The sequence below is a fragment of the Microbacterium sp. YJN-G genome, from assembly GCF_015040615.1.
GTDB lineage: Bacteria > Actinomycetota > Actinomycetes > Actinomycetales > Microbacteriaceae > Microbacterium.
Window position 1 is genome coordinate 62,632 of record NZ_CP060402.1, and the last position, 23,843, is coordinate 86,474.

Annotated in this window: 24 protein-coding genes and 1 pseudogene; 12 read left to right on the forward strand and 13 right to left on the reverse strand. The window is 69.8% G+C overall.

The genetic code is table 11. The annotated features are described in order from the left end of the window. The first annotated feature begins 40 nt into the window (after positions 1-40). On the forward strand, positions 41-535 hold the full coding sequence (locus H7694_RS00300) for a hypothetical protein (RefSeq protein WP_193597618.1): 495 nt from the start codon (positions 41-43) through the stop codon (positions 533-535). Between the two features lie 5 nt (positions 536-540). Here H7694_RS00300 and H7694_RS00305 read toward each other — a convergent pair whose 3' ends face one another. Genes H7694_RS00305 through H7694_RS00320 form a run of 4 tightly spaced genes read right to left on the reverse strand, consistent with a single transcriptional unit; the run spans position 541 to position 3,357 of the window. Next, positions 541-816: a hypothetical protein gene (locus tag H7694_RS00305; RefSeq protein WP_193597619.1), complete on the reverse strand. Its 276-nt coding sequence runs from the start codon at positions 814-816 to the stop codon at positions 541-543. A gap of 34 nt (positions 817-850) precedes the next feature. Beyond that, on the reverse strand, positions 851-1,765 hold the full coding sequence (locus H7694_RS00310) for a VOC family protein (protein WP_193597620.1): 915 nt from the start codon (positions 1,763-1,765) through the stop codon (positions 851-853). A 43-nt stretch (positions 1,766-1,808) separates the two neighbouring features. Then, positions 1,809-2,303 carry a protealysin inhibitor emfourin gene (locus H7694_RS00315; protein ID WP_193597621.1) on the reverse strand — a complete coding sequence of 165 codons (495 nt, stop codon included), beginning with the start codon at positions 2,301-2,303 and terminating at the stop codon, positions 1,809-1,811. After that, entirely contained in the window at positions 2,278-3,357 is a 1,080-nt protein-coding gene (locus tag H7694_RS00320; protein WP_193597622.1) for a M4 family metallopeptidase, read from the reverse strand. The genes H7694_RS00315 and H7694_RS00320 overlap by 26 nt, the downstream gene beginning before the upstream one ends. Positions 3,358-3,438: 81 nt before the next feature. Between H7694_RS00320 and H7694_RS00325 the strand changes: the two genes are divergently transcribed. Next, the gene (locus H7694_RS00325) at positions 3,439-4,959 is read left to right on the forward strand and encodes an SDR family oxidoreductase (protein WP_193597623.1); all 1,521 of its coding nucleotides are present in this window, start codon (positions 3,439-3,441) and stop codon (positions 4,957-4,959) included. Positions 4,960-5,159: 200 nt separating this feature from the next. Here H7694_RS00325 and H7694_RS00330 read toward each other — a convergent pair whose 3' ends face one another. Then, positions 5,160-6,392, reverse strand: coding sequence for an Nramp family divalent metal transporter (locus H7694_RS00330; RefSeq protein WP_227468200.1), 1,233 nt, complete (start codon positions 6,390-6,392; stop codon positions 5,160-5,162). Between the two features lie 245 nt (positions 6,393-6,637). After that, on the reverse strand, positions 6,638-7,573 hold the full coding sequence (locus H7694_RS00335; protein WP_193597625.1) for a dihydrodipicolinate synthase family protein: 936 nt from the start codon (positions 7,571-7,573) through the stop codon (positions 6,638-6,640). A gap of 179 nt (positions 7,574-7,752) precedes the next feature. Here H7694_RS00335 and H7694_RS00340 point away from each other — a divergent pair, with 179 nt between their 5' ends. The 3 genes from H7694_RS00340 to H7694_RS00350 all read left to right on the forward strand — a co-directional run bounded on the left by H7694_RS00340 (position 7,753) and on the right by H7694_RS00350 (position 9,756). Continuing rightward, entirely contained in the window at positions 7,753-8,757 is a 1,005-nt protein-coding gene (locus H7694_RS00340) for a LacI family DNA-binding transcriptional regulator (protein ID WP_193597626.1), read from the forward strand. A 301-nt stretch (positions 8,758-9,058) separates the two neighbouring features. Beyond that, positions 9,059-9,478 carry a hypothetical protein gene (locus H7694_RS00345; RefSeq protein WP_193597627.1) on the forward strand — a complete coding sequence of 140 codons (420 nt, stop codon included), beginning with the start codon at positions 9,059-9,061 and terminating at the stop codon, positions 9,476-9,478. A 23-nt stretch (positions 9,479-9,501) separates the two neighbouring features. Then, the gene (locus H7694_RS00350; protein WP_227468353.1) at positions 9,502-9,756 is read left to right on the forward strand and encodes a helix-turn-helix transcriptional regulator; all 255 of its coding nucleotides are present in this window, start codon (positions 9,502-9,504) and stop codon (positions 9,754-9,756) included. A 58-nt stretch (positions 9,757-9,814) separates the two neighbouring features. Here the strand turns inward: H7694_RS00350 and H7694_RS00355 are convergent, their stop codons facing one another. Next, complete coding sequence (locus tag H7694_RS00355; protein ID WP_193597629.1) at positions 9,815-10,504, reverse strand: FadR/GntR family transcriptional regulator; 690 nt, start codon at positions 10,502-10,504, stop codon at positions 9,815-9,817. A 20-nt stretch (positions 10,505-10,524) separates the two neighbouring features. On the opposite strand from H7694_RS00355, the pseudogene H7694_RS00360 reads away from it, so the two are divergent. Together H7694_RS00360 and H7694_RS00365 are read left to right on the forward strand one after the other, a co-directional pair. Further along, positions 10,525-10,755 (forward strand): annotated as a pseudogene (locus tag H7694_RS00360) (N-acetylmannosamine-6-phosphate 2-epimerase); the annotation flags it as partial. Then, entirely contained in the window at positions 10,755-11,705 is a 951-nt protein-coding gene (locus H7694_RS00365) for a DUF4862 family protein (RefSeq protein WP_193597631.1), read from the forward strand. The pseudogene H7694_RS00360 and the gene H7694_RS00365, both read left to right, overlap by 1 nt. On the opposite strand, the gene H7694_RS00370 is transcribed toward H7694_RS00365, so the two are convergent. Together H7694_RS00370 and H7694_RS00375 are read right to left on the reverse strand one after the other, a co-directional pair. Continuing rightward, positions 11,677-14,178, reverse strand: a complete 2,502-nt coding sequence (locus tag H7694_RS00370) for a DEAD/DEAH box helicase (protein ID WP_193597632.1) — start codon at positions 14,176-14,178, stop codon at positions 11,677-11,679. The two genes, H7694_RS00365 and H7694_RS00370, sit on opposite strands and share 29 nt — an antisense overlap. 174 nt (positions 14,179-14,352) lie before the next feature. Then, positions 14,353-15,204, reverse strand: a complete 852-nt coding sequence (locus tag H7694_RS00375; RefSeq protein ID WP_193597633.1) for a sigma-70 family RNA polymerase sigma factor — start codon at positions 15,202-15,204, stop codon at positions 14,353-14,355. Between the two features lie 92 nt (positions 15,205-15,296). On the opposite strand from H7694_RS00375, the gene H7694_RS00380 reads away from it, so the two are divergent. Next, on the forward strand, positions 15,297-16,043 hold the full coding sequence (locus tag H7694_RS00380; protein ID WP_193597634.1) for an SDR family oxidoreductase: 747 nt from the start codon (positions 15,297-15,299) through the stop codon (positions 16,041-16,043). 25 nt (positions 16,044-16,068) lie between these two features. Here the strand turns inward: H7694_RS00380 and H7694_RS00385 are convergent, their stop codons facing one another. Further along, positions 16,069-16,419, reverse strand: coding sequence for a zinc ribbon domain-containing protein YjdM (locus tag H7694_RS00385; RefSeq protein WP_193597635.1), 351 nt, complete (start codon positions 16,417-16,419; stop codon positions 16,069-16,071). Positions 16,420-16,517: 98 nt separating this feature from the next. Between H7694_RS00385 and H7694_RS00390 the strand changes: the two genes are divergently transcribed. After that, positions 16,518-16,880 carry an ArsR/SmtB family transcription factor gene (locus H7694_RS00390; protein ID WP_193597636.1) on the forward strand — a complete coding sequence of 121 codons (363 nt, stop codon included), beginning with the start codon at positions 16,518-16,520 and terminating at the stop codon, positions 16,878-16,880. A gap of 8 nt (positions 16,881-16,888) precedes the next feature. Next, positions 16,889-18,532, forward strand: a complete 1,644-nt coding sequence (locus H7694_RS00395; RefSeq protein WP_193597637.1) for a SulP family inorganic anion transporter — start codon at positions 16,889-16,891, stop codon at positions 18,530-18,532. A 53-nt stretch (positions 18,533-18,585) separates the two neighbouring features. On the opposite strand, the gene H7694_RS00400 is transcribed toward H7694_RS00395, so the two are convergent. Both H7694_RS00400 and deoD read right to left on the reverse strand, forming a co-directional pair. After that, positions 18,586-19,623, reverse strand: a complete 1,038-nt coding sequence (locus tag H7694_RS00400; protein WP_193597638.1) for an FUSC family protein — start codon at positions 19,621-19,623, stop codon at positions 18,586-18,588. Positions 19,624-19,682: 59 nt separating this feature from the next. After that, the gene (deoD, locus tag H7694_RS00405; RefSeq protein ID WP_193597639.1) at positions 19,683-20,393 is read right to left on the reverse strand and encodes a purine-nucleoside phosphorylase; all 711 of its coding nucleotides are present in this window, start codon (positions 20,391-20,393) and stop codon (positions 19,683-19,685) included. A 40-nt stretch (positions 20,394-20,433) separates the two neighbouring features. Between deoD and H7694_RS00410 the strand changes: the two genes are divergently transcribed. Next, positions 20,434-21,489 (forward strand): DUF998 domain-containing protein, encoded by a 1,056-nt coding sequence (locus H7694_RS00410; protein ID WP_227468201.1) that lies wholly within the window; start codon positions 20,434-20,436, stop codon positions 21,487-21,489. A gap of 8 nt (positions 21,490-21,497) precedes the next feature. Here H7694_RS00410 and H7694_RS00415 read toward each other — a convergent pair whose 3' ends face one another. Then, complete coding sequence (locus tag H7694_RS00415) at positions 21,498-22,163, reverse strand: DNA alkylation repair protein (RefSeq protein WP_193597640.1); 666 nt, start codon at positions 22,161-22,163, stop codon at positions 21,498-21,500. A 97-nt stretch (positions 22,164-22,260) separates the two neighbouring features. On the opposite strand from H7694_RS00415, the gene putP reads away from it, so the two are divergent. Continuing rightward, entirely contained in the window at positions 22,261-23,775 is a 1,515-nt protein-coding gene (gene putP, locus H7694_RS00420; RefSeq protein ID WP_193597641.1) for a sodium/proline symporter PutP, read from the forward strand. Positions 23,776-23,843: the final 68 nt, after the last annotated feature.

Here is a 23,843-nt window from a genome sequence, read left to right on the forward strand (position 1 = left end):
CGTCGGGGCGACACCGCCGGGCAGTGGGTATCGTCAAGGGGTGTCCTCGTTCGCCGTGAAGGCCGTGATCATCGTCATCGTGATCGCGCTGATCGGCGTGCTCATCGCGCGGGCATTCCGACGGGTGCGGCCCGGTGCCGCCGGCACGACAAGGCAGCGGATGCCGTTGCTGTTCGCCCTCGCCGGAGCCGTGCTGCTCGCGATCGGATTCGTCCTCGCCCTGGCGTCGTTCACGTCACGCTACACGGCCGACCTGCTGCCCGCGCGCATCGCGGCGGTCGTCGCCTTCGCCGCCGGTGTCGTCGTGCTGCTCGCATACCGCAACTGGTACGTCGAGACGGGGATGGATGCCGTGCGCTTCCGCACGATCACCGGCCGGGAGAAGCAGATCGCCTACCGCGACATCGTCTCTCGCGAGACGGTGCGCTTCCTCGGGCGCCCGCGTGTGGTGGTGCGCTCCCGCGACGGGGTCACCCTGCGGGTCGACGCGCGACGGTACGACCTCGCACGCGTGGTCACTGCCAGTCGCGGCTGACGCGCCTACTCGGCGCTGTCGGCGTCCGCGCCGGCAGAGTCGGCGTCGGCATCCGCATCGGCATCCGGGCCGGTATCGCCGTCGGTGACGTCCGCCGCCTCAGGGGCGGGCGGCGCGACGGGGAAGACCACCGTGGTGTACTTCGCGGTGAGGCCGACATCCATCAGGTCGAGCGAGGGCGCCTCGTCCAGGCGCTCGGCGACGTCGTGCTCGTCGAGCGGTTCGCCGGGCAGCGCCGCCCAGGCACTCGGCTCCTGCTGCTTCTGGCTGAACAGTCCCATGCACCCATTGTCACGCCATCGACGTGATCGCGGGTCAGAAGTCCGCGATCACGAGCTTCTTCATGTTCAGCATCCGCTCGTACGCACCCGGCCTCGCCATCAGCTCACCCATGTTCTCGGGCACGATCTGCCAGCTGATGCCGTACCGATCCACCAGCCAGCCGCACTGCTCGGCCTCGGGCACCGCCGACAGCGCCTCCCAGAGACGGTCGATCTCGGCCTGTTCCCTGCAGCGGACCTCGAGCGAGACGCCCGGCGTGAAGCCGAACTCGTGCTCGACATTCGAGTCCATCATCGAGAACCACTGGTCGCCGACGTGGAACTCACCGAACATCACACTGCCGGCGCCCGCCGTGCCGGTGCGCTGCGGGTAGGCGATGACCGTTCCGATCGCGGCGTCGTCGAGCAGCGACGTGTAGAACTCCACGGCCTCGCGAGCCTGATCCTGCACGTCGCCCGAGAACATCAGCTGCGTGATCACGAACGGACGCGGATCGCCCTTCGGATCCGTCAGCATCAGCTGCCAGCTCACGCCGTAGCGGTCCTGCACCCAGCCGTAGTGCGGGCTGAACGGATACTCGTCCAGCGGCATCAGCGCCTGCCCCTCCTCCGACAGCGCGGCCCAGGTGCGATCGAGAGCGGCGCGCGCGGCATCCGCATCGCCGTCGAAGAGCAGCGGGTCGAAGTTCAGCATGAACGAGATCGACGGCGTGGGCCGGAAGTCGTCGCCGGCGTTGATCAGCATGATCCGGAATCCGTCGACGACCAGATCGACGACCAGATCGACGACCAGCGGCTGGCCGGCGTACTCCGCCTGCCAGTCGGGCACCTCATCGGGGTAGCGCGCCGCCAGCGTCGAGGTGGTGTTCGGCAGGGCGGCGCTGTAGAACTCGCCGGCCTCGGCGGCGTTCCCGTCGCACCACACGTTGGGGATGATCTTCTGGGTCATGCGCTCACTCCTTCGTGTCACGTCCCGGCTGCAGCGGATGCCGTCAGCGGGCGCCCTTGTCGCCGCGCGGCCGGGTGTCGTCCTCCGGCGCCGCCCCGCGTCCGGCTCCGGGGCCGGTCGGGTCCGGCGCGGCGCCGCTGTCGGCATCCGTCGCGGAATCGGCATCCGTGTCGGGATCGGCATCCGTGTCCGCATCGCGCAAGGCGTCCGCATCCCGGACCGCATCGACCAGCTCACGCCATGCGCCGCGCAGCAGAGCATCCGGGATCACCTGCTCGTGCTGCTGCTCGCGCACGCGGGCATGGATGCTCCAGACGTACCGATCCGCGCCCCGTGTGCCGTCGCCGTCGAGACTCTCGTCCCACGGGCAGCGCTCGACGAGCGCGACCCACTGCGGCGCCTGCGCGGGCTCCGGCTCGACGCGCCAGCGGCGACGGAGCCCTGCGAGGCCGCCGGTGCGCACCACGGCGACGACGATGCGGCCGGTCGCATCGTCCGCGGCATCCGCACCGTCAGCGGGGGGCTCGTACTCGCGCATCCTCGATCACTCCGACGGCGATCCACGCGTCGCGAACCGCCGACTCCACGGTATCCCCGATCGAGGCCGCAGCGGCCATGGTCTGCTCGGCGAACTCCGTGAACGTCGCCGTGGATGTCAGCTCACCCGTCAGCGCGCGGTACCAGGCCAGCCCCGCGCCCTCCCAGGCATTGCCGTCGAGCGCCGTGGCGGCCAGCGCGAAGGCGCGGTTCGGGATGCCGGAATTGATGTGCACGCCGCCGTTGTCCTCGGTGGTCTCCACATAGTCGCGCATGTGGCCCGGCTGCGGATCCCTGCCCAGCTCGTCGTCGTCATAAGCCGTGCCCGGCTCGATCATCGAGCGCAGCGCGCGGCCCTGCACGGCATCCGTGAAGATCCCCTCGCCGACCAGCCACGTCGCCTGGTCGGCGGTCTGGCCGAGCAGATGCTGCTCGGTGAGTACGCCCAGCACGTCGGCGATCGACTCGTTCAGCGCACCCGACTGGCCCTGGTAGATCAGCCCGGCCGTGCTCTGGATCACGCCGTGGCCCAGCTCGTGCCCGATCACCGAGACCGAGCGGGTGAACCCGGTGAACACCTCGCCGTCACCGTCGCCGAACACCATCCGCGAGCCGTCCCAGAAGGCGTTGTCGTAGTCCTGGCCGTAGTGCACCGTCGCGTTCAGCGCGGCGCCCGCACCGTCGAGCGAGTTCCGCTCGAACGACTCCAGCAGCATGCGGAACGTGGCGCCGAGCCCGTCGAACGCCTCGTTGACCGTGGCATCCGCCACCGGCTCGTCGTCCTCCTCACGCACGATCATGCCGGGCAGTAGCTCGGTGTTCTGCGCGTCGAAGATGGTGCGGGTGGGGGCTGCGGTCACCTCGGCGACGAGCGCGCCGTCGGCGCCGATCGACAGCTCCAGCGCGGAGTGGAACGCCGGACGTCCGGCGATCAGGGTCTGGCGGGCGGCCTGCGCCGCGTGCGTGTACCGGTCGGAACGGGCAAGCCGGGCGAGCAGGTACCCGGGCACGATGCCCTGGCGGATGCGGGTCTCTGGGACGGCTGCGTTGCTCATGCAGCTGACCATACGCCGGTCGTCCGACAGCGGGCCGAACCCGGCCGGGACCATTCAGGTTCGCCGCGTAGAATCGGCCCAATGACCGATGCCCCTTCCGCCGCCTCGGGCGTTCCTGCAAGCGGCATCCACCCCGACGACCTGGCCACCGCCCTCCGCGTGCTCGCGAGCCTCGACCAGGTCGATCAGCAGCATCCGGATTATCTGGCCGTCCGCCGCGCGACGGCCAACATGTTCAAGGCCGTCAAGCGTGCCCGCCGCAAGGAGATCCGGGATGCCATCGCCGAGGCCGACAAGGCCGTCGTCGCGCGCACCGCGACCGGCGCACCCGACCGCATCGACGACGAGACCCGCGGCCTCGACCTCGCCACCAGCGTCGTCGACGCGCCCATCGCCGGCGAGCTGCTCAAGCCCCGCAACTGCTACATCTGCAAGCAGCCGTACACGATCGTCGACGCGTTCTACCACCAGCTCTGCCCCGAGTGCGCCCGCTACAGCCACGGCAAGCGCAACGCTCGCACCGACCTCACCGGCCGGCGCGCGCTGCTGACCGGCGGCCGCGCCAAGATCGGGATGCACATCGCCCTGCGCCTGCTGCGCGACGGCGCGCACCTGACGATCACCACCCGCTTCCCGCGTGATGCGGTGCGGCGATTCTCGTCGCTGCCGGATTCGGCGGATTGGCTGCACCGGCTGCGCGTGGTCGGCATCGACCTGCGCGACCCGGCGCAGGTGATCGGCCTGGCTGACTCGGTCGCCGCTCAGGGGCCGCTCGACATCCTCATCAACAACGCCGCACAGACCGTGCGGCGCTCGCCGGGTGCGTACTCGCTGCTCGCGGATGCCGAGCTGCAGCCGCTGCCCGACGGGCCGCTACCCGAGATGGAGACCTTCGGGCACACCGCCGACCCGCACCCGCAGGCGCTGCAGGCGTCGGTGGATGCGCATCCGCTGCTGTCGGTCGCGGCCCTCGGCGGCACGGTCGCCGAGCAGGGCGGGCAGGCGCTCACCGCCGAGGACCTCGCCCGGCTCGCCATGGCTCCCGGGTCGTCGTCGCTGGAGAAGCACGCCGACGGCACCGCCATCGACGCCGGCGGACTCGTGCCCGACATCAACGTCGTCAACAGCTGGGTGCAGTCGGTCGACCAGGTCGACCCGCTCGAGATGCTCGAGGTGCAGCTGTGCAACACCACGGCGCCCTTCCTGCTGATCAGCCGGCTGCGCCCCGCGATGGCCGCCTCGACCGCCCGGCGCAAGTACGTCGTGAACGTCTCGGCCATGGAGGGCCAGTTCTCCCGCCGCTACAAGGGCCCCGGCCATCCGCACACGAACATGGCCAAGGCGGCGCTGAACATGCTCACGCGGACCAGCGCCGGCGAGATGCTCTCGACCGACGGCATCCTGATGACGGCCGTCGACACCGGCTGGATCACCGACGAGCGCCCGCACTACACGAAGGTGCGCCTGGCCGAAGAGGGCTTCCACGCCCCGCTCGACCTCGTCGACGGCGCCGCCCGCGTGTACGACCCGATCGTGCAGGGAGAGGCCGGCGTCGATCTGTTCGGCGTGTTCCTGAAGGACTACGAGCCCAGTCCCTGGTGACTCAGCCCTCGGTGACCGTCTGACTGCGGGCCCCCAGGGTACGGATGCACGACCCGGGACACCTGCACGACCGAATCACTGGTTTCGTCGTGCATCCGTTCCCGAGTCGTGCAGGTGTACCGCACGGATGCCGTTCTGAAGGGTGATCCTGCATGCAGAATCCTTCAGAACGGCATCCGTTCTTCAGAAATGACGTGTGCTCAGGTGATGAGCGTCACCAGGAGCCGGATCGAGAGGGCGAGCACCGCCGCCAGCCCGATGACTCCCGCGACGTTCTGCCACCATGTGTTGCGCATGTCGTGCATGAGCTTGCTGCGGTTCGCCATGATGACGATCAGCGCCGCCAGAACCGGGGCGATGAAGACGGTCAGAGCCTGCGCGATGACGATCAGCTGCACGGGTGACGACTGGAAGATGACAGTCACGGTGACGCCGAACGAGAGGATTCCCGCGCTCACGAGCTTGGCCGTGAGCGAACCCGATGACGCACCCCGACCGAGCCCATCGGAGAGCATCGTGCCGCCGGCCGTCGCGTTGGCGAGCATGGACGAGAACGCCGCGCCGAAGAACCCGAGGGCGAAGACTGTCGACCCGATCGGGCCCGCGAGCGGCTCGAAGATCCCCGCGAGGGCGACGATGGTCGGCGCGGCTTCACCGGTCTGCCCAAGCACCGATGCCGCGACGACGATGACGAGCGCGGTCATGATTCCAGGGGCGATGATGCCGGGGATGGTGTCGACGATCGTGACATCTCGGTACTCGGCCTCGGTGCGGCCGCGCTCCTTCGTGCCGTAGGCCGTGTAGAACGCGGCGTTGATCGAGAAGTTGGTCCCCACCAGTGCCACGATCAGCAGCCACGCACCCGAAGGGAACGTCGGCAGCAGGCCGGCCCCGGCTGCGGCCCAGTCCGGATTCGAGATGAAGGCGGATGCGATGAAGGCGATCGCCATCAATGCGACGATCACGACCAGCACCTTCTCCACCACCCGGTAGACGTTGCGCAGCAGCAGGAGCGTCGCGACGGCTGCGGTGCAGATGATCGTCCACATGATGGGGCTTCCACCGAACAACATCGACAGTCCGAGCCCGGAGCCCACGGCGTTGCCGACGGAGAAGCACAGCGTGATGAGGAAGACGCCGATGCCGGCGAGTACACCCACCCAGCCGCCGAGATGATCCTTGATCGATGAGATGAGTGAGACGGGCGACTTGATGCCCAGTCGTACGCACATGTCCGTGAGAAAGATCATCAGGATGGTCGAGACGACGATGACCCAGATGAGGGTGTACTGGTAGCCGCTGCCGGCCTGGACTGCCGTGGTGAGGTTGCCGGGCCCGAACTGCCAGGCGCCGGCGACAAAGGCAGGGCCGATGAGCGCCAGATGCTGCCAGAACGAGCGGCGTTGCGTGCGTGTGGAGACGATGTTCTTCATCGTCTCAGTCGAGACCCGACCATAGCCAGTGCCAGGTGTGGAAGCCGTGTGCCGAATCTTGGTGGGTTCGCTCATGTTCGTTTCTCCTTCGTTGGAGGGCGACACGCAGGTCGCGAAGTCTTCTTTGACTGGGGTGCTCGAGCGGGTCGAGTGGGTCGAGCGGGTCGAGGGGGTCGAGCGGATCAGGGTCGGATACGAGTTGGTGGAGGAGAGCGCGGCAGCCCGAGGCGGCCGCGCTCTCCGGGTCACGCCGGGACTGTCACGCTGCCGAGGCCGGCGAGCGCGAATGCGGCGGCGATTTCAGCATCCGCTCCATCCTGCAGGGGCAGCAGGGGGGTGCGAACGGTGGCGTGGTTGAGGATGCCGCGCTGCACCAGACCCCACTTGAGTGCGACGGTGCCTTCCATGTGCGAGCCGCGGTGGTACACGTTCTGCGTGACGGGCATCAGGCGCTCGTGGATGGCGTGTGCGGCGTCGTAGTCGTGCGCCTTGCCCGCGGCGATGAGCTCGACGAGGAGTTCGGGTGCGACGTTGCCGTAGCCGACGAGGAGCCCGTCGACGTCGAACATGGTGGGCAGCAGGTACTCGTCGTGGCACGACAGGATCTGCAGTTCGGGGTACGCGGTGCGCAGAGCGGGGATCTCGGTGTACCAGCGGCGCATGTTGCGCACACCGTTCTTGGTCGCGAACACACCCTCCTGCCCGGCGATCTCGAGCTGGGTGTCGAGGTCGTACGTCGCCTTGGTGTTGTCGGGGTACTGGAAGAGGATCAGCGGCAGGCCGGACTCCTCGTAGATCTCGCGGTAGCGCGCCTGCGGCGCACCCTGCTGATAACCGAAGCGCAGCCAGCCGTGCGAGGGGTAGACCAGGCCCGCTGTGGCGCCCGCATCGAGCGCGGCCTTCGCCTCGAGCCCGGCGGTCTTGTTGCCTTCCTTGGTGATGCCTGCGATGACCGGCACCCGGCCGTCGGTGGAGGCCACGAACGCGCGGATGACGTCGAGCTGCTCACTCTCGGTGAGGAACGTGCCCTCGCCGGCGTGGCCGAGCACGACGAGGCTCTTGACCCCTTCGATCGAGCCCAGCCAGGAGCCGAGACGCTGGATGGCTTCGTGATCGACGGCACCGTCCTCGGTGAAGGGGGTTACGGGGGCCGGGTTGAGACCGCGGAGATCGAGAGTCATGATCGTTGCCTTTCGGTGGAGCTTCTTTGCTGGAGATCGACGACTGCAAACGTTCGCGGGAACGTTTGCAGGAACGATTGCAAGTATGATCGAGGAGTCCGGTCGTGTCAACATCCGGATTTCGGTCGGGGTCGACCCGGTCGTCGGATGCCACGCTGAGGCGAGTGAGGAGAGTTGCCGTGGAGCAGAACGAACGACGCGTGGTCACACTGAAGGATGTGGCCGCGGCGTCCGGCGTCAGCATCTCCACGGTCAGCCGGATCCTGGATGACCGGACTCCGCCGTCGCGTTCGGAGACCGCAGCACGAGTGCGTCGGGTCGCGGATGAACTGGGCTATCGGCGAAACATGTTCGCCTCCGGCCTGCGTCGCGGGGCGACCGGCACCATCGGTGTGCTCGTGCCGCGACTGACGGACCATGTGATGGCTCTCATGTTCGAGGCGATCGAGCGCACCGCGCGTACACGCGGATCCTTCGCGATCGTCGCCACCTGTGGGGACGATCCGACCGAAGAGCGGCAGGCCACGGAGACGCTGCTGGACCGCAACGTCGACGGCCTCATCCTTGCCACGGCTCGCCTCGATGACACCCTGCCCGCCTCGTTGCGGGAACGTGGAGTCGCGCATTCGCTCGTGTTGCGCACCGATGGTGCCAGCCCGTCGGCTCTGGGCGACGATGAAGCAGGCGGATACTTCGCGGCGCGACACCTCATCGACCTCGGGCACAGGGAGATCGCGGTGGTCACCGGACCGTGGTTCACCTCCAGCGCTCGCAGCCGGCTCGCCGGTGCGCGACGTGCGCTCGAAGAGGCAGGGATCATCCTGCGCGAGGACCGCATCGTCTCCACCGGGTACGGGATCGAGTCCGGTAACGCAGCCGGGCGGAAGCTGTTCGCCGCGGCTTCCCCGCCGACGGCGGTGTTCGCCGCGAACGACAACCTGGCGATCGGCATGGCTTCGGCCGCGGCAGCTGCTGAGATGCTCGTCGGGAGAGACGTCTCGATCGTCGGCTACAACGACATCCCCTTGGCGGGGATGCTGCCGATCCCTCTCACCTCGGTGCGCACGCCGTTCGATCAGATCGCTGCCAGTGCGCTGGATCTGCTCGGCTCGACGAGTGGCACTGTGACCAAGGCTCTTCCGACGCTTATCCCTCGCGCATCGACCGCCGCTCCTCGGGAGTGATACAGCTGCTCGCCTGAATGACATCTGCCGTCGACTCCTGTGCGGTCGCCGAGCGGCACATGTAGGTGCCGCGCGCTCGAGTGAAGGTCACGGCTGGGCCGCCAGGGTACGGATGCACGACCCGGGGACACCTGCACGACCGGATCGCCCGATTCGTCGTGCATCCGTTCCCGAGTCGTGCAGCTGTGCCCGACGGATGTCGACCAGCCCGACGGATGCCGCCCGCGCGCGCCGTTCGCTGACCGGCCAGTACTAGCACCACACGGTCATCCCGTGTCATCGACGGTCCTCCGGCACCGGGGTGATCGAGTCCGACGGGCAGTCGCACGAGGTCGGCGCCGGTGGCCTCGTGCTCGTGCCTGAGGGCGCCGTGCTGTCGGCCCGGTCAACCTCGGCCGACGTCGCGTTCGGCTCCATCCGGTTCGCCGCCTCGCCGGAGGTGCTCAGTGCGCTCATCGCCGGCATCCCGCCCCGATCGGATGCCGGACGCGACCCCGCCGTCGCATCCGCCTTCGACGAGGTGATCGAGGCGTGGTCGCGGAAGGGCCCGGGCCGATCGCTCATCGCGGCCGGTTCGCTGGCCGTGGCGCTGGGCCGAGCGACCGATTCGTCGCGCGGTCGCCACAGCGGCAGCCGACTCACCCCGTCCGGCACCTCGCGGCCGGCCGCCGGCGCGACCCGCGGATCACCCGCATCCTCGAGCGCATCGCCGCCGATCTGACGGTCACGCCCGACCCCGCCGAGCTGTGCGAGGTCGCGCACATGAGCGAATCGACGTTGCGTCGCAGCTTCAAGGAGCACACCGGCAAGACGATCGGCGAGCACCTGCGCGAGCTGCGTGTGGCCGCCGCCGCGCGGCGGCTCGCGTTCGGCGACGAGCCGGTGCGCGAGATCGCGCGGGCGGTCGGCCTGCCGGACGCCAACTACTTCGCCCGGGCGTTCCGGGAGGTGTTCGGCCTGTCGCCGAGCGGGTACAGCAGGGCCGTCCGGGAGACCTGACCGGCCGGATGCTGCGCTTCGCGGCGGGCCGATGCCGGACAGCACCGGCCGGATGCCGTCAGTGCGCCTCGGTGTTGGCCAGCACGCGCTGCAGGGGCTGGTAGTGCGCGATGACGGCCTGGCGGTACGCCTCGACGTCGCCGGCGCGCACCGCGGCGAGCATGTCTCCGTGCGCCTTCGCGGTGAGCGTGATGTCCTCGGGCGGGGCGATGTCGAGCTGGGGGAGCACGGCGGTGTGCACGTCCCAGAATGCCCCGACGAGCTGACCGACCAGGCGGTTGCCGGTCGACTCGAACAGCCGGGTGTGGAACGCGCGATCTGCCTCGAGGAAGTGCTCACCACGGTCGGCGCGGTCGACCATCTCGTCGACGAGTTCGCGCAGCTCGGGGTCGTCGGCATCCGTGGCTCCCGCGGCGACGACGCGCTCGGTCATCGACAGGTCGAGCGCGAGGCGCACCTCGACGACCTCGCGCAGCGACTGCAGCGAGCCCTCGGGCGAGAGCACGCTGCGGAAGACGAGCGTGGCGACCATGGGATCCAGCGACATCTCGCCGACGTAGGTGCCGTGACCGTGGCGCACGTCGACGATGTCGAGCGTCGACAGCGAGCGGATCGCCTCGCGCACCGAGGAGCGCGACACGTCGAGGGTCTCGCAGAGCTCGGCTTCGGTGGGAAGCGGGTCTCCTGGTCGCAGTCCCTGCGAGAGGATTAGCTGTTTGATCTGGTCAGCAGTGGTGGAGCGCCGCATCCGCGCAGCCCGTGATGGTTGGACCCGACCTCGAGTTGATCTCGCTGATCGCCGCGCACTGCAGTCGGCCGGTCGTCGCGGAGGGGCGCATCCACAGTCCGGCACAGGCCGTCGCCGCGCGGGACGCCGGTGCGCTCGCCGTATGCGTGGGCACCGCCATCACGCACCCGTCGACGATCACCTCGTGGTTCGTGGGGGCGCTCGCGGCTGATGCTGCTGGGGCTTCGCGGGGTTCCGGGGGTTCGCACTGATGGGCCGGCTGATCCAGCTGAGCGCCTATCCGCTTTCGCCGGCGTTCGCGCGCTGGGATCCGCAGATCGAGGGCGAGGTGCTCGACGGGCTGGCGGCGCTGCCCGGCGTCGCCGCGCTCGAGGTGCCGTGGATCGACGGCATCCACCCGCACGACTCGGAGTGGTTCCTGCAGAACGTACCGGCCATCGGGCTCGCGGTCACTCCGCTGCCCTGGATCATGCGTCGAGTAGGCGCATATGCCGGCTACGGCATAGCAGCCGCGGGCGATGACGGACGGTCGACGGCGATCGCCGACCTGCGTCGCGTCGCCGCCGATGTCGCCGAGATCACCGCGCGCAGCGCGGCCCGGGTCGTCACGGTCGCGCTGCACACCGCCCCACGGGGAACAGCGGATGCCGAGGCGCTCGCGCGCTCGCTCGGCGAGATCTCCGAGTGGGACTGGTCGGGGGCGCAGCTGATCATCGAGCACTGCGACGCGCACGTGCCCGGTCAGACCCCCGAGAAGGGCTTCCTCTCGCTGCAGGGCGAGATCGAGGCGATCCGCGCCTCGGGCGCCGAAGTCGGCCTTTGGATGAACTGGGGGCGTTCGGCGATCGAGCTGCGCGACCCGGATGCCGTGGCCGGTCAGATCGCAGTGGCTGCCGAGTCGGGACTGCTGGTGGGCCTGTCGCTCTCCGGAGCATCCGACCGGGAGGGGTCGTACAGCGGACCGTGGATCGACGCGCATCACCCGTTCGCGTCGATCGACCCGGATGCCGCCTCGCTGCTCACCGACGGCCGGGTGCGAGCGGCTGTGCAGGCGGCCGGTGATACGCCGTGGCTGGGAGTGAAGGTCAGCCGGCGCCCGGATGCCGTGACCTCGGACGTCGTCCTGCGCGTCGCCGAGCGGCACCTCGAGGCGCTGCGCACCGTTGAGGGCACTACAGGCGGTCGACGGCCGTCACGGTGATCACGGCCTCGCCTGCCTCATCGGATGCCGTGAGGTCGATGGTGGCCGAGATGCCCCAGTCGTGATCTCCGGCGGGATCGTCGATGATCTGGCGCACCGTCCAGGCGTCTGCGCCCTCGGTGATCAGCAGCAGCGCTGAACTGCGCGCATTCGCCCCGGTGAGGATCTCGTCGTGCTCGGCGAAGTACGCGTCGAGCGCGGCATCCCACCCGTCGGCGCCGAAACCGGGATCGAGCTCCGCCAGTGCGGCGACGTCCTCGCGGGCCGCGAGCTGTACCCTGCGGAACAGTTCGTTGCGCACCAGGATGCGGAAGGCGCGCACGTTCGCGGTGAGCCGCTTCGGCGCGGGCGGGACGACCGGTTCGTCGCCCTTCGACAGGCTCAGGGACCCAGCTCTTGGTAGCCCGTTCACCAGCTCTGACCACTCATCCAGAAGTGAAGAGTCCACCTGCCGCACCAGCTCGCCCAGCCATTCGATCAGGTCGCGCAGCTCTTCGGTCTTGAGGTGCTCGGGGATGGTCTGCGAGGCGGCGCGATACGCGTCGGAGAGGTAGCGCAGCACGACGCCCTCTGACCGTGCGATCTTGTAGAACGCGACGTATTCCCCGAACGACATGGCTCGTTCGTACATGTCGCGCACCACCGACTTCGGATGCAGTTCGAAGTCGCGGATCCACGGCTGGGCGGCGCTGAAGGTGAGGAAGGCTGCGTCGAGCAGCTCTTCGAGCGGCTTCGGGTAGGTGATCTGCTCGAGCAGCTCCATCCGCTCGTCGTACTCGATGCCCTCCGCCTTCATCGCGGCAACCGCCTCACCGCGGGCGATGAACTCCTGCTGAGAGAGCACCGCGCGCGGATCGTCGAGCGTCGCCTCGACGATCGAGATCATGTCCAGCGCGAACTGTGGAGTCGAAGGGTCGAGCAGCTCGAACGCGGCCAGCGCGAACGGCGAGAGCGGCTGGTTGAGGGCGAAGTTCGGCTGCAGGTCGACCGTGAGCCTGACCTCACCGGAGGCCACCTCGACGACGCCCGATTCGAGCAGCGTGCGGTAGATGCCGATGGCGCGCAGCGCCAGCACACGCTGCCGAGAGCGCGGCTCGTGATTGTCGTATACCAGCGCACGCATATTCGCGAAGACGTCGCCGCCACGGCCGATCACGTTGAGCATCATGGCGCTGGTGATCTGCATGTGCGAGGTGAGCGTCTCGGGCTCGGAGTCGACGAGCTTGAGGAACGACGGCTCGCCCCACGACACGAAGCCGTCGGGGGCCTTCTTCCGGATGATCTTTCGCTTCTTCTTCGGGTCGTCGCCCGCCTTCCTGATCGCGGCGAGGTTCTCGGTCTCGTGCTCGGGCGCCTGCGCGACGACCGTCCCCGCCGTGTCGTACCCGGCGCGGCCCGCCCGACCGGCGATCTGGTGGAACTCGCGGGCGTTCAGCTGCCGCATCCGGGTGCCGTCGAACTTCGTCAGCGCCGTGAGCAGCACCGTGCGGATCGGCACGTTGATGCCGACGCCCAGGGTGTCGGTGCCGCAGATCACGCGCAGCATCCCGCGCTGGGCGAGCTGCTCGACCAGACGCCGGTACTTCGGCAGCATCCCGGCGTGGTGCACGCCGATGCCCAGCCGCAGCAGGCGTGCGAGGGTCCGCCCGAACGCGGTCGTGAAGCGGAAGCCGCCGATCAGCTCGGCGATCGCGTCGCGCTGCTCACGGGTGGCGACCTTCGCGCTGGCGAGCGCCTGCGCCCGCTCCATCGCCGCGGCCTGCGAGAAGTGCACGATGTACACGGGGGCGCGGTCGGTGTGCAGCAGATCGTCGATGGTCTCGTGGATCGGCGTGGTCTCGTAGTGGAAGTGCAGGGGAACCGGCCTCTCGACGCCGGTGACCACGGCGGTCTCGCGCAGGGTGCGGCGGGTCAGGTCGGCGGCGAGCCCGGAGACGTCGCCGAGCGTCGCCGACATGAGCACGAACTGCGCCTGCGGCAGCGAGAGCAGCGGCACCTGCCACGCCCAGCCGCGGTCGGGGTCGCCGTAGAAGTGGAACTCGTCCATCACGACCTGGCCGACCTTGGCATCCGCACCCTCGCGCAGCGCGAGGTTCGCGAGGATCTCGGCCGTGCAGCACACGATCGGGGCGTCGGCGTTGACCGCCGAGTCGCCCGTGACCATGCCGACGTTCGCCGCCCCGAACACGTCGACCAGGGCGAAGAACTTCTCGCTGACCAGGGCCTTGATGGGGGCGGTGTAGTAGGTGCGCCGGCCGTCGGCCAGCGCGGCGAAGTGTGCGCCGACGGCGACCAGTGACTTGCCCGTGCCCGTGGGGGTGCTGAGGATCAGGTTCTGGCCCGAGACGATCTCGATGAGCGCCTCGTCCTGGGCGGGGTAGAGGGTGATGCCGGTCGACTCCGCCCATTCGACGAACGCCGCGTACACGGCATCCGGATCGGCGCCGCGGACGAGGGAGGGATCGAGAAGCATGATGCTTCGATCCTTTCACCTCCCCGCCCGTGCTCCTCCCGGCATCCATTCCCGAGCTCGCACGAAACGCAGGACTTCGCACGAAATGGAGGAGGGCATCCAGCATCCGGCCCTGCATTTCGTGCGATCTCCTGCATCCCGAGCGCCGCGTCCGCGCCGGCCGGCGGCCCGGCGTCAGAGAGACAGGGCGGCCAGGCGGTGGGGGTCGGCGAGCACCCGCAGCGCGACGATGCGGCCGGCGTCGATGTCGAACGCCATCAGCGAGACGACGCGATCGCCGAACGTCGCCGCCACACCTGGACGGCCGTCGATGAGCACCGGCGTCGCGTGCGCGGCGAGCCTCGCCGACAGCACGGCCTGCGCGGCGATCTCCGCCGCCCCCGCGAGGTGCTGAGTGCGCGTCCCGTAATCCGCATCGAGCACGGCGTCGTCGTGCAGCAGCCCGAGCAGCGCCCGCAGATCGCCGTGCTGGGCGGCGAGCAGCCACGCATCGACGAGCGCGCGCTCGCGTCGGCGATCGTCCCGAACCGGAACGGATGCTGCGCGCAGGCGCCGCCGTGCTCGCGAGGCCAGCTGCCGCGCCGCTGCCGGCGTGCGATCGACTGCGGCGGCCACCTCGCCGAACGGCTTGCCGAACACGTCGTGCAGCACGAACGCGATGCGCTCCGCAGGGGTCAGCGCGTCGAGCACCACGAGCAGCGCGACGTTCACCTGGTCGGCCTCGGCGACGGAATCCGCCGGGTCGGCATCCGGATCGATCGGCTCATCGCGCCACGGCTCCACCTGCCACGACTTCTCGCGGGTCATCCGGGGCGCGCGCAGCAGGTCGAGGCAGATGCGCGAGACGACGGTCGTGCACCACGCGTCGAAATTCTCGATCCGCGAGGCATCCCTCCGCGTCAGCCGCAGCCAGGTCTCCTGCACGGCATCCTCGGCATCAGCGTTCGAACCCAGCATCCGCGCCGCGATCGCGCGCAGCCGCGGACGCGCCGTCTCGAAGCGCTCGGCGAGTTCTTCCTCCGTCATGTCACATCTCCTCGGTGCGGATCGTCATGACCTCGACGGACGCGCGGGCCGGAATGTGACCGGCCGGCGCACACGAAGAGAGGACCACCACCATGAACACCCCGATTCTCGTCACCGGCGGCACCGGAACCATCGGCCGCCGCACCGTGCCGCTGCTGCGCGCAGCCGGCCGCGACGTGCGGATCCTCACCCGGCATCCGAGGGCGTCCGAGCCGGGCGTCGAGCACGTCGCCGGTGACACCGTGCGCGGCACGGGTCTCGATGCGGCGCTCGCCGGAGTCGCCACGGTACTGCATCTGGCAGGCGGCGCAAAGGGCGACGACGTCGCGGCGCAGACCCTCGTGGCCGCCGCGCAGCGGGCCGGAGTGCGGCATCTCGTGCTGATCTCGGTGATCGGCGCCGACCGGATGCCCATCGGATACTTCCGCATGAAGGCCGCCGCCGAGCGGACCGTCGAGCAGAGCGGCATCCCGTTCACGATCCTGCGCGTCGCGCAGCTGCACGAGTTCGCCGTGCCGATCGTGAAGACCCTCTCGAACATGCGCATCGCCCCGCGCGGGCTGCGGTTCGAATCGGTGGGCGTCGACGATGTGGCAGCCCGGCTCGCCGAGCTCACCCTGGGTGATCCGGCGGGACGGGTCGCCGACCTCGCCGGCCCGCAGGTGCACGAGGTGGCCGAGATGGTGCGCTCCTTCGACAGCGCCTGCGGCACGTCGCGGCGCAGTCTCGGCATCCGCATCCCCGGCGCCGTCGGGCGGGCCTACCGGGCCGGCGACAACCTCGCCGACCCGTCCGTGGTGCGCGGACGCACCACGTGGGAGGAGTTCCTCGCCGCGTGACGGGCTCTGATCCGACCGCGCCGGATCAGGCCTTCTTCACGAGGCTCGACTTCAGCAGCATCGCGCCGAATCCGTCGACCTTGCAGTCGATGTCGTGCCCGTTCACCGGCGGGATGAGGCGGATGCTGCGCACCTTCGTGCCGGCCTTGATGCCCTGCGGGGAGCCCTTGACCTTGATGGTCGTGGTGACCACGACGGTGTCGCCGTCGGCGAGGACGTTGCCGACGGCATCCTTCACGACCGGCTCGGCGGGAGCATCGGACTCGGATGCCGTCTCTGACGGCACCCATTCGTGACCGCACATCGGGCAGACGAGCAGGGCGCCCATCTCGTAGGCGTGCTCGCTCGAGCATTCGGGGCAGAGGGGGAGGGCCATGCACCCACCGTATCGCGATATGATGAAGTCGTCATGTCGGGCGGGATGCTGATGAGCTGACGCCGCCGAGCGAATGAGCCGAAGAGAGGGGAGAGCGGATGCTGAGCGATCCGAACCGGCCGCTGTACGAGGTGAAGGCCGGCCTGTTCAAGGGTCTCGCGCACCCCATCCGCATCCGCATCCTCGAGGTGCTCTCGGCTGCGCCCGAGGCGTCCGTCTCGGAACTCCTCGACGTCGTCGACCTCGAGGCCTCGCACGTCTCGCAGCACCTCGCCGTGCTGCGTCGCAACCGGCTGGTCGTCTCCGAGCGCCGCGGCAGCCTGGTGTACTACCGGCTCGCGTACCCGCAGGTCGCCGACCTGCTGCGCGTGGCCCGCACCCTGCTCGGCGAGATCCTGCAGACCACCCAGCAGCAGCTGACCGAGCGTGAGGGGCTGCCCGAGATTCCAGTGCGGGCATGAGTGCGGTCATGAGCACAGGAACGAGCGCGCGCGGGCTGCTCGCGCTGCTTCCCTCGCGCACCGACTACCGTGCCGTGCCGCGCACCTGGCGCGCCGATCTGCTGGCCGGCCTCACCGTCGGCATCGTCGCTCTGCCGCTCGCGCTCGCCTTCGGCGTCAGCTCGGGTGCGGGGGCTGAGAGCGGCCTGGTCACCGCGATCATCGCGGGCATCGTCGCGGCGATCTTCGGCGGATCGAACGTGCAGGTCTCCGGGCCCACCGGCGCGATGGTGGTCGTGCTCGCCCCGATCATGGCCTCGCAGGGCACCGGGGCGCTCGCTCTGATCTGCCTGCTCTCCGGTGTGATCGTGCTGCTGGCCGGCGCGCTGCGGCTCGGGCGGACCATCAGCTACATCCCGTGGCCGGTCATCGAGGGGTTCACGCTCGGCATCGCGGTGATCATCTTCCTGCAGCAGGTGCCCACCGCCACCGGCACGCAGCCGGGCGAGAGCACCAACGCCGCGGTCTCTGCCGTGCAGGCCGCGCTCACCGCGACCTGGCCGAAACTCGGCTGGTCGCTGCTGCTGGTCGCACTCGTCGTGGCGATCATGCTCGTCGGCGCGCGCTTCGCGCCGCGGTTCCCGGCATCCCTCGTCGCGATCTTCATCGCCGGCCTGCTCGCGGCCCTCCTCGACCTGCCCGTCGACGTCATCGGCGAACTGCCCGCCCGCCTGCCCGCGCCGACCCTGCCCGTCGTCGAGCTGCACGCCGCGGCCGGCCTGGTCGGCCCGGCTCTCGCGGTCGCCGCACTCGCCGCGATCGAATCGCTGCTGGCGGCGCGGGTCGCCGCCAGCATCTCGGACACCGGCCCGTACGACGCCGACCGGGAACTGGTCGGCCAGGGGCTGGCATCCATCGCCTCGGGGCTGTTCGGCGGGATGCCGGCCACCGGCGCCATCGCCCGCACGGCGGTCAGCATCCGCGCCGGTGCACGCACCCGCCTCGCCGCGGTCGTGCACGGCCTGCTGCTGCTGGCGATCGTGCTGGTCGGGGCGTCGGTGGTCTCGCGGATCCCGCTCGCGGCGCTGGCGGGGGTGCTCATGGTCACGGCCTGCCGCATGGTCGCGCCGGCGACGGTGCGCGCGGTGATGGGATCGACGAGGGCGGATGCCGTGGTCTTCGTCGTTACGGCGATCGTGACGGTGAGTGTCGACCTCGTCTACGCGGTGCTGATCGGGCTGCTCGCGGCCGGGTTCTTCGCGCTGCGTCAGCTCGCGAAGGCCAGCGGCGTGCACCGCGAGGAGCTGCCCGGAGCCGCGCAGCCCGGGGATGAGCGCATCGCCGTGTTCCGGCTCGAGGGTGCACTGTTCTTCGGTGCGGCGGAGCGGATGCTCGAACGCGTCAGCACGCTGCGCGACATCGAGGTCGTGGTCATCCGGATGTCGCAGCTGCAGATCCTCGACGCGACGGGCGCGCAGGTGATCACCGACATGATCCACTCGCTGGAGCGGCGCGGTATCACCGTGCTGGTCAAGGGCATCCAGCCGCAGCACCTGCAGCTCGCCGAGCGGGTCGGCGTGCTGGCGTCGCTACGGCACCAGAACCACCTCTTCGACGACCTGGCCGCTGCGGCCGCGCACGCGCGCAGCCACGTCGCCCGCGCCGCCGTCTGACCCGCCGACCGCGGGTCACAACCACCCACCCGTCCGAGACGCGGTAGTGGTGGTCAGCGCTCGGCGCGCAGTTCGTCGTGGATGCGGCGCAGATCCTCCATCAGCGAGCCGACCAGGATCCAGTGATCGGATGCCGGCGGCCGCACCACGAGTGGCGCTGTCAGCGCCGGGATCGCCGAGGTGAGCGCATCGGGCTCGGGCACGGCATCCGCCGCCTGCACCGCCAGCCGGGCGTCGTGACCGGCGCGGCGCAGCTGTTCGGCGATCGCCCGCACCGCGGGGTCGGTTGCGAGGGCATCGTCGTAGTGGTCGAAACAGGCGCGGGTCATCCCGATCACCTGCGTCACGACCGGCGAGAGCCGATCGAGCAGGGCACGCAGCTCGACGAGGTCGTCGCGGTGGCGCGAGCGTCGCGGGTTCAGCGACAGCGACTCCTCACCGGCGACCAGGGATGCCTCGGCGGCATCCTTCATCGGCCGCAGCAACCGCGCCTCGAGCATCAGCTCCTCACGCTGCGCCGGGGTGAGGGTGGCGGGCAGGGCGTCGGCGAGCCTGTCGAGGGATGCCGCGAGCTCGCGGCCCAGCATCCCGATGTCGCGCCGGGCCGGGGCGGTGAGCACCGGCGGCACGATCGCGACGTTGACGATGAAGCCGATGGCCGCGCCGATCAGCGTCTCGATGATCCGGTCGACCGCGTAGTCGGGGCTCGACGACCCCAGTGCGAGCACGAGCACCGCCGAGATCGCCACCTGATTGCCCGTACCAGGCGAGGCGCGCAGCGCCCACGCGATGAGCATCGCCACCACGATCGCCGCCAGCACCACCCAGCTCTGCGCACCCAGCAGCAGGCTCAGCAGCACCGCGATGACCACGCCAGCGATCACCCCGGCGCTGCGCTCGAGCGCCTTCACCAGCGACTGGTTCACGCTGGGCTGCACCACCAGCAGCGCGGCGATCGCCGCGAACACCGGCAGCGGCCCCGGGATCAGCCAGCCCGCGAGAAGCCAGGCCGCGATCGTCGCCGCAGCCGACTTCAGCACCTGCAGCAGCGGAGCGCGGCGGGCGGACTGGATCGCGGCGGGGATGCGCATGGCTCAACGGTAGCCCGGCTGCGCCCCTTGGAACGGGAGGCGAAACCGGCCCCAAACTCTCAGGTGGTCGCCGCGCGCAGCGCGATCTCGATCATGTCGCCGAAGGTCTGTTCGCGCTCCTTGGCGGTGGTCTCCTCGCCGGTGACGATGTGGTCGCTGACCGTGCAGATCGCGAGCGCCCGGCGACCGTAGTAGGCGGCGAGCGTGTAGAGGCCGGCGGCCTCCATCTCCACGCCCAGGATGCCGTGCTCGACGAACGGCGCCGTGAGCTCGGGGCGGGTGCTGTAGAACTGGTCGCTCGAGAACAGCTGACCCACGTGCACCGCGCTTCGCAGCTCGAGCGACTCGCTCGCCTCGACGGCGGCGCGCAGCAGCGAGAAGTCGGCGACGGGCGCGTAGTCGAGTCCGTGGAAGCGCACCCGGTTGATGCCCGAGTCGGTGCTCGCGCCGTTGGCGATGATGATGTCGCGCACCTTGAGCTTCTCGGTCAGCGCCCCGCACGACCCGACCCGCACGATGGTCTGCACGTCGTAGGAGTCGAACAGCTCGTTGGCGTAGATCGCCATCGACGGCTGCCCCATGCCCGAGCCCTGCACCGAGACGCGGTGCCCGTTCCACGTGCCGGTGAAGCCCAGCATCCCGCGCACCTCGCTGTAGAGGCGGGCGTCGTCGAGGAAGTTCTCGGCGATCCATTTCGCCCGCAGCGGGTCTCCGGGGAACAGGACGACGGGGGCGATCTCACCGGGCGCGGCGGCGATGTGGGTGCTCATGCACCCAGCGTATGGGGGACCGGCATGGTTCGATGGACGGGTGCCGACGGACATCGAGCGGATGCTGCGCGAGCAGGCCCGTGCCCTCTGGGCCACGGCGATCTGCTTCGCCGTCGGCGTGCTCGCGGGCACGGCCGTGCTGTGGGGCGCGGCCCGCCCGTTCAGCGGTGACGGCTCGGTGATCATCCCGACGGCGCTGGTCGCCGGAGTCATCTCGGCTGCGGCGTTCGTCGTGAGCACGCGGATGCACCGGGCCGGTGAGACCGCGCCGATGCCGCTGTGGCAGACGCTCGTCTCGAACATCAGCGAGGCCGCGGTCACGCTCGCGCTCGCCGGGGTGACCGGGCTCGGCGTGCTGCTGGCCGGCGAGGTGCTCGCCACCGGACTGCAGGGGCTCGAACTGCCGCCGATCGGCGGCGGTGCGTTCACGGGAGTCGCCTCCGCCATCGGCGGAAGGCTCGCGTTCCGCACCGGCATCCGCCTGGGCACCCGCGACATCGCGGGGCTGCTGTTCGCCTTCCTCATCATCGGCACACTGTTCGCGATGCTCACCGCGGCCGACGCCGCCTGGTGGGAGAGCAGCTTCTCGGACCTCGGCATCGGCGCCGGCGGCTGGGCGTTCAACGGCACCGTGATCACCGCGGGTCTGCTGATCGCGACGACCGGCTCGTACCTGGGGCGCGACCTGCACCGGATGCTGGGCGACCCGGCGCTGCGCGGGATCGCCGCCGTCGTGCTCGCCTGGGCAGGCGCCGGACTCGCGCTCGCCGGCGTCGGTCTGCTGCCGCTCGATCGCGTGCCGGTCGCCCACGCGATCGCCGCATTCGCGACGCTGGCCCTGATCCTCGCGGCGGCGATCATGACGACGTCGCTGATGGCAGAACTGCGGATGCTGCGCATCCTCACCACCGTGCTGGTGGTGCTCGTCGCGCTCGCGGTCGCGCTCGCCTTCGGATTCGGGATGCTGTCGGTCGCGGCGCTCGAGGCGGTGGTCGTCGGACTGGTGCTGCTGTGGCTGGCGACGCTCGTGCAGCTGCTCTGCATCCTGGCCCCCGCCGAGTCCCGGCCCTCCGCCCGCCGCTCCCCGCTGCGCTGAGTGCAGCGTCAGCCCTGGCGGCGCACCATCTCGGCGATCCAGAGGGGAGCGAACGGCGAGGTGCAGTTCGGCGGCACCGGGTAGTCGGCGAGCACCTGCAGCCGCTCGCCGATCGCGACGGCACGCTCGCGCAGTGCCGGGTGGTGGATGCCGATGTACGCGAGGGTCTCGTTCATCGCCCACTGCTCGCGCGAGGGCGCGTCGCGCAGCTCGCGCTCGATGCGATCCAGCAGCCCGTCCAGGTTCAGCCCGTCCGGCTTCTTCGCCACGCGCACCGAGGTCAGCGACCACGCGGCGGCCCGGGCATCGGCATCCGCATCGTCGATCCAGCGCAGCCGCAGGTCGTCGCCGAGAGGCGACTTCTTCGCGATGTAGTTCACCAGCCAGTCGTGCGCCTTGGCGCTGAGGGTTCCGCGCAGCATCCGGTCGATCTCATCCGCCGACAGTTCGCGGGGCTTGGCGATCAGCAGACCGAGCAGCTGTCCGGCGACGTCGCCGCTGTCCCACAGCTCACGGGCCAGATCCGTCGATGTCCCGACTTGCTTGGCGAGACCGCGCATCTTCGACAGGTTGACCCCGTGCGCATCGCCGTGCCGCTCGTTCACGGCTCGTGCCTTCGGATCCTCGAGGGCGGCGAGCGCGGCGAGTGCGTCAGCGGCGGTCATCGACGGCATGGTCTCAGAGTAATCGCGCGTCGCCCTGGCAGGGGAGCCGCACCCTGTGGCAGGGTCGGAGGCAACAGCGGTGCCGTGCACCGCAGAAGGGACGACGATGTCCGATCAGATCTTCCTCTATCTCGCTCTGGGGCTGTACTTCGCGGCGATGCTGCTCATCGGCTACCTCGCCTACCGCCGTACCGATGACCACGAGGACTACATGCTCGGCGGACGCAACCTGCCGCCGTGGGTCGCAGCGCTCAGCGCCGGGGCATCCGACATGTCGGGATGGCTGGTGATGGGCCTTCCCGGCGCGATCTTCCTGACCGGCCTCATCGAGGCGTGGATCGCGATCGGCCTCACCATCGGCGCCTACCTGAACTGGCTGCTGGTCGCCCCGCGACTGCGCGCCTACACCGAGGTATCGCGCAACTCCATCACGGTGCCGAGCTTCTTCGAGAACCGGCTGCGCGACAGCACCCGGCTGCTGCGCATCCTCTCGGGCCTGGTCGTGCTGGTGTTCTTCACCTTCTACATCTCCTCGGGAATGGTCGCAGGCGGCGTCTTCTTCGAGAGCTCCTTCAACGGCGACTACCTCGTCGGGATGCTGCTGGTCGGCGGCATCACCCTGCTGTACACGCTCTTCGGCGGGTTCCTGGGCGCCTCGTTCACCGATGTGGTGCAGGGCCTGATGATGGTCATCGCCCTGATCGTCGTGCCGATCTCGGCGGTCATCGCCGTCGGCGGCATCGACGAGACCACCTCGCTGATCGCCGAGAACGCCGGCTCCGGGCACCTGTCGATGCTCGGCGGGGCCGCGGTCACCGGCGGCACGGTGATCGCGATCATCTCGGCGCTGGCCTGGGGCCTGGGCTACTTCGGGCAGCCGCACATCATCGTGCGGTTCATGGCGCTGCGCTCGCCGCAGGAGGCCAAGTCGGCCCGCCGCATCGGCATCTCGTGGATGATCGTCTCGCTGTGCGGCGCGATCCTCTCGGGCCTGGTCGGCATCGCCTACATGGCCTCGCAGGGCATCGACCTCTCCAACCCCGAGACGGTCGTGCTGGTGATGTCGCAGACTCTGCTGCATCCGTTCATCGCCGGCCTCATCCTCGCCGCGGTGCTCGCCGCCATCATGAGCACCATCTCGAGCCAGCTGATCGTGTGCTCGTCGGCGCTCGTCGAAGACCTGTACAAAGTGTTCCGCAAGCAGCCGCCGAACCCGAAGTCGCTGGTGCTGATGGGCCGCCTGGCGGTGCTGGCCGTGGCGATCATCGCGATCGTGCTCGCCATCACCCCGAACGACACGATCCTCGGCCTGGTGGCGTTCGCCTGGGCCGGGTTCGGTGCGGCGTTCGGCCCGATCATCCTGCTGAGCCTGTTCTGGCGCAAGCTCACCAACTGGGGCGCGCTCGCAGGCATGTTCGTCGGCGCCGCCACGGTGTTCATCTGGAGCAGCCTCGGCACCGGACTGTACGAGCTGCTGCCGGCGTTCGTGCTGGCCCTGATCGTCGCGGTCGTGGTGAGCTTGGCCACCTACCGCCACAACGAGGAGATCCAGCGGGAGTTCACCGACACCGGCACGCTGCTCACGGTGCCCCGTCCGCACGCGGTCGGCGACACCCCCTGACGACCACCGGCGGGCGCACGGACGGTGCGCCCGCCGGTAGGGTGTGATCGTCAACACGGCGGCACATC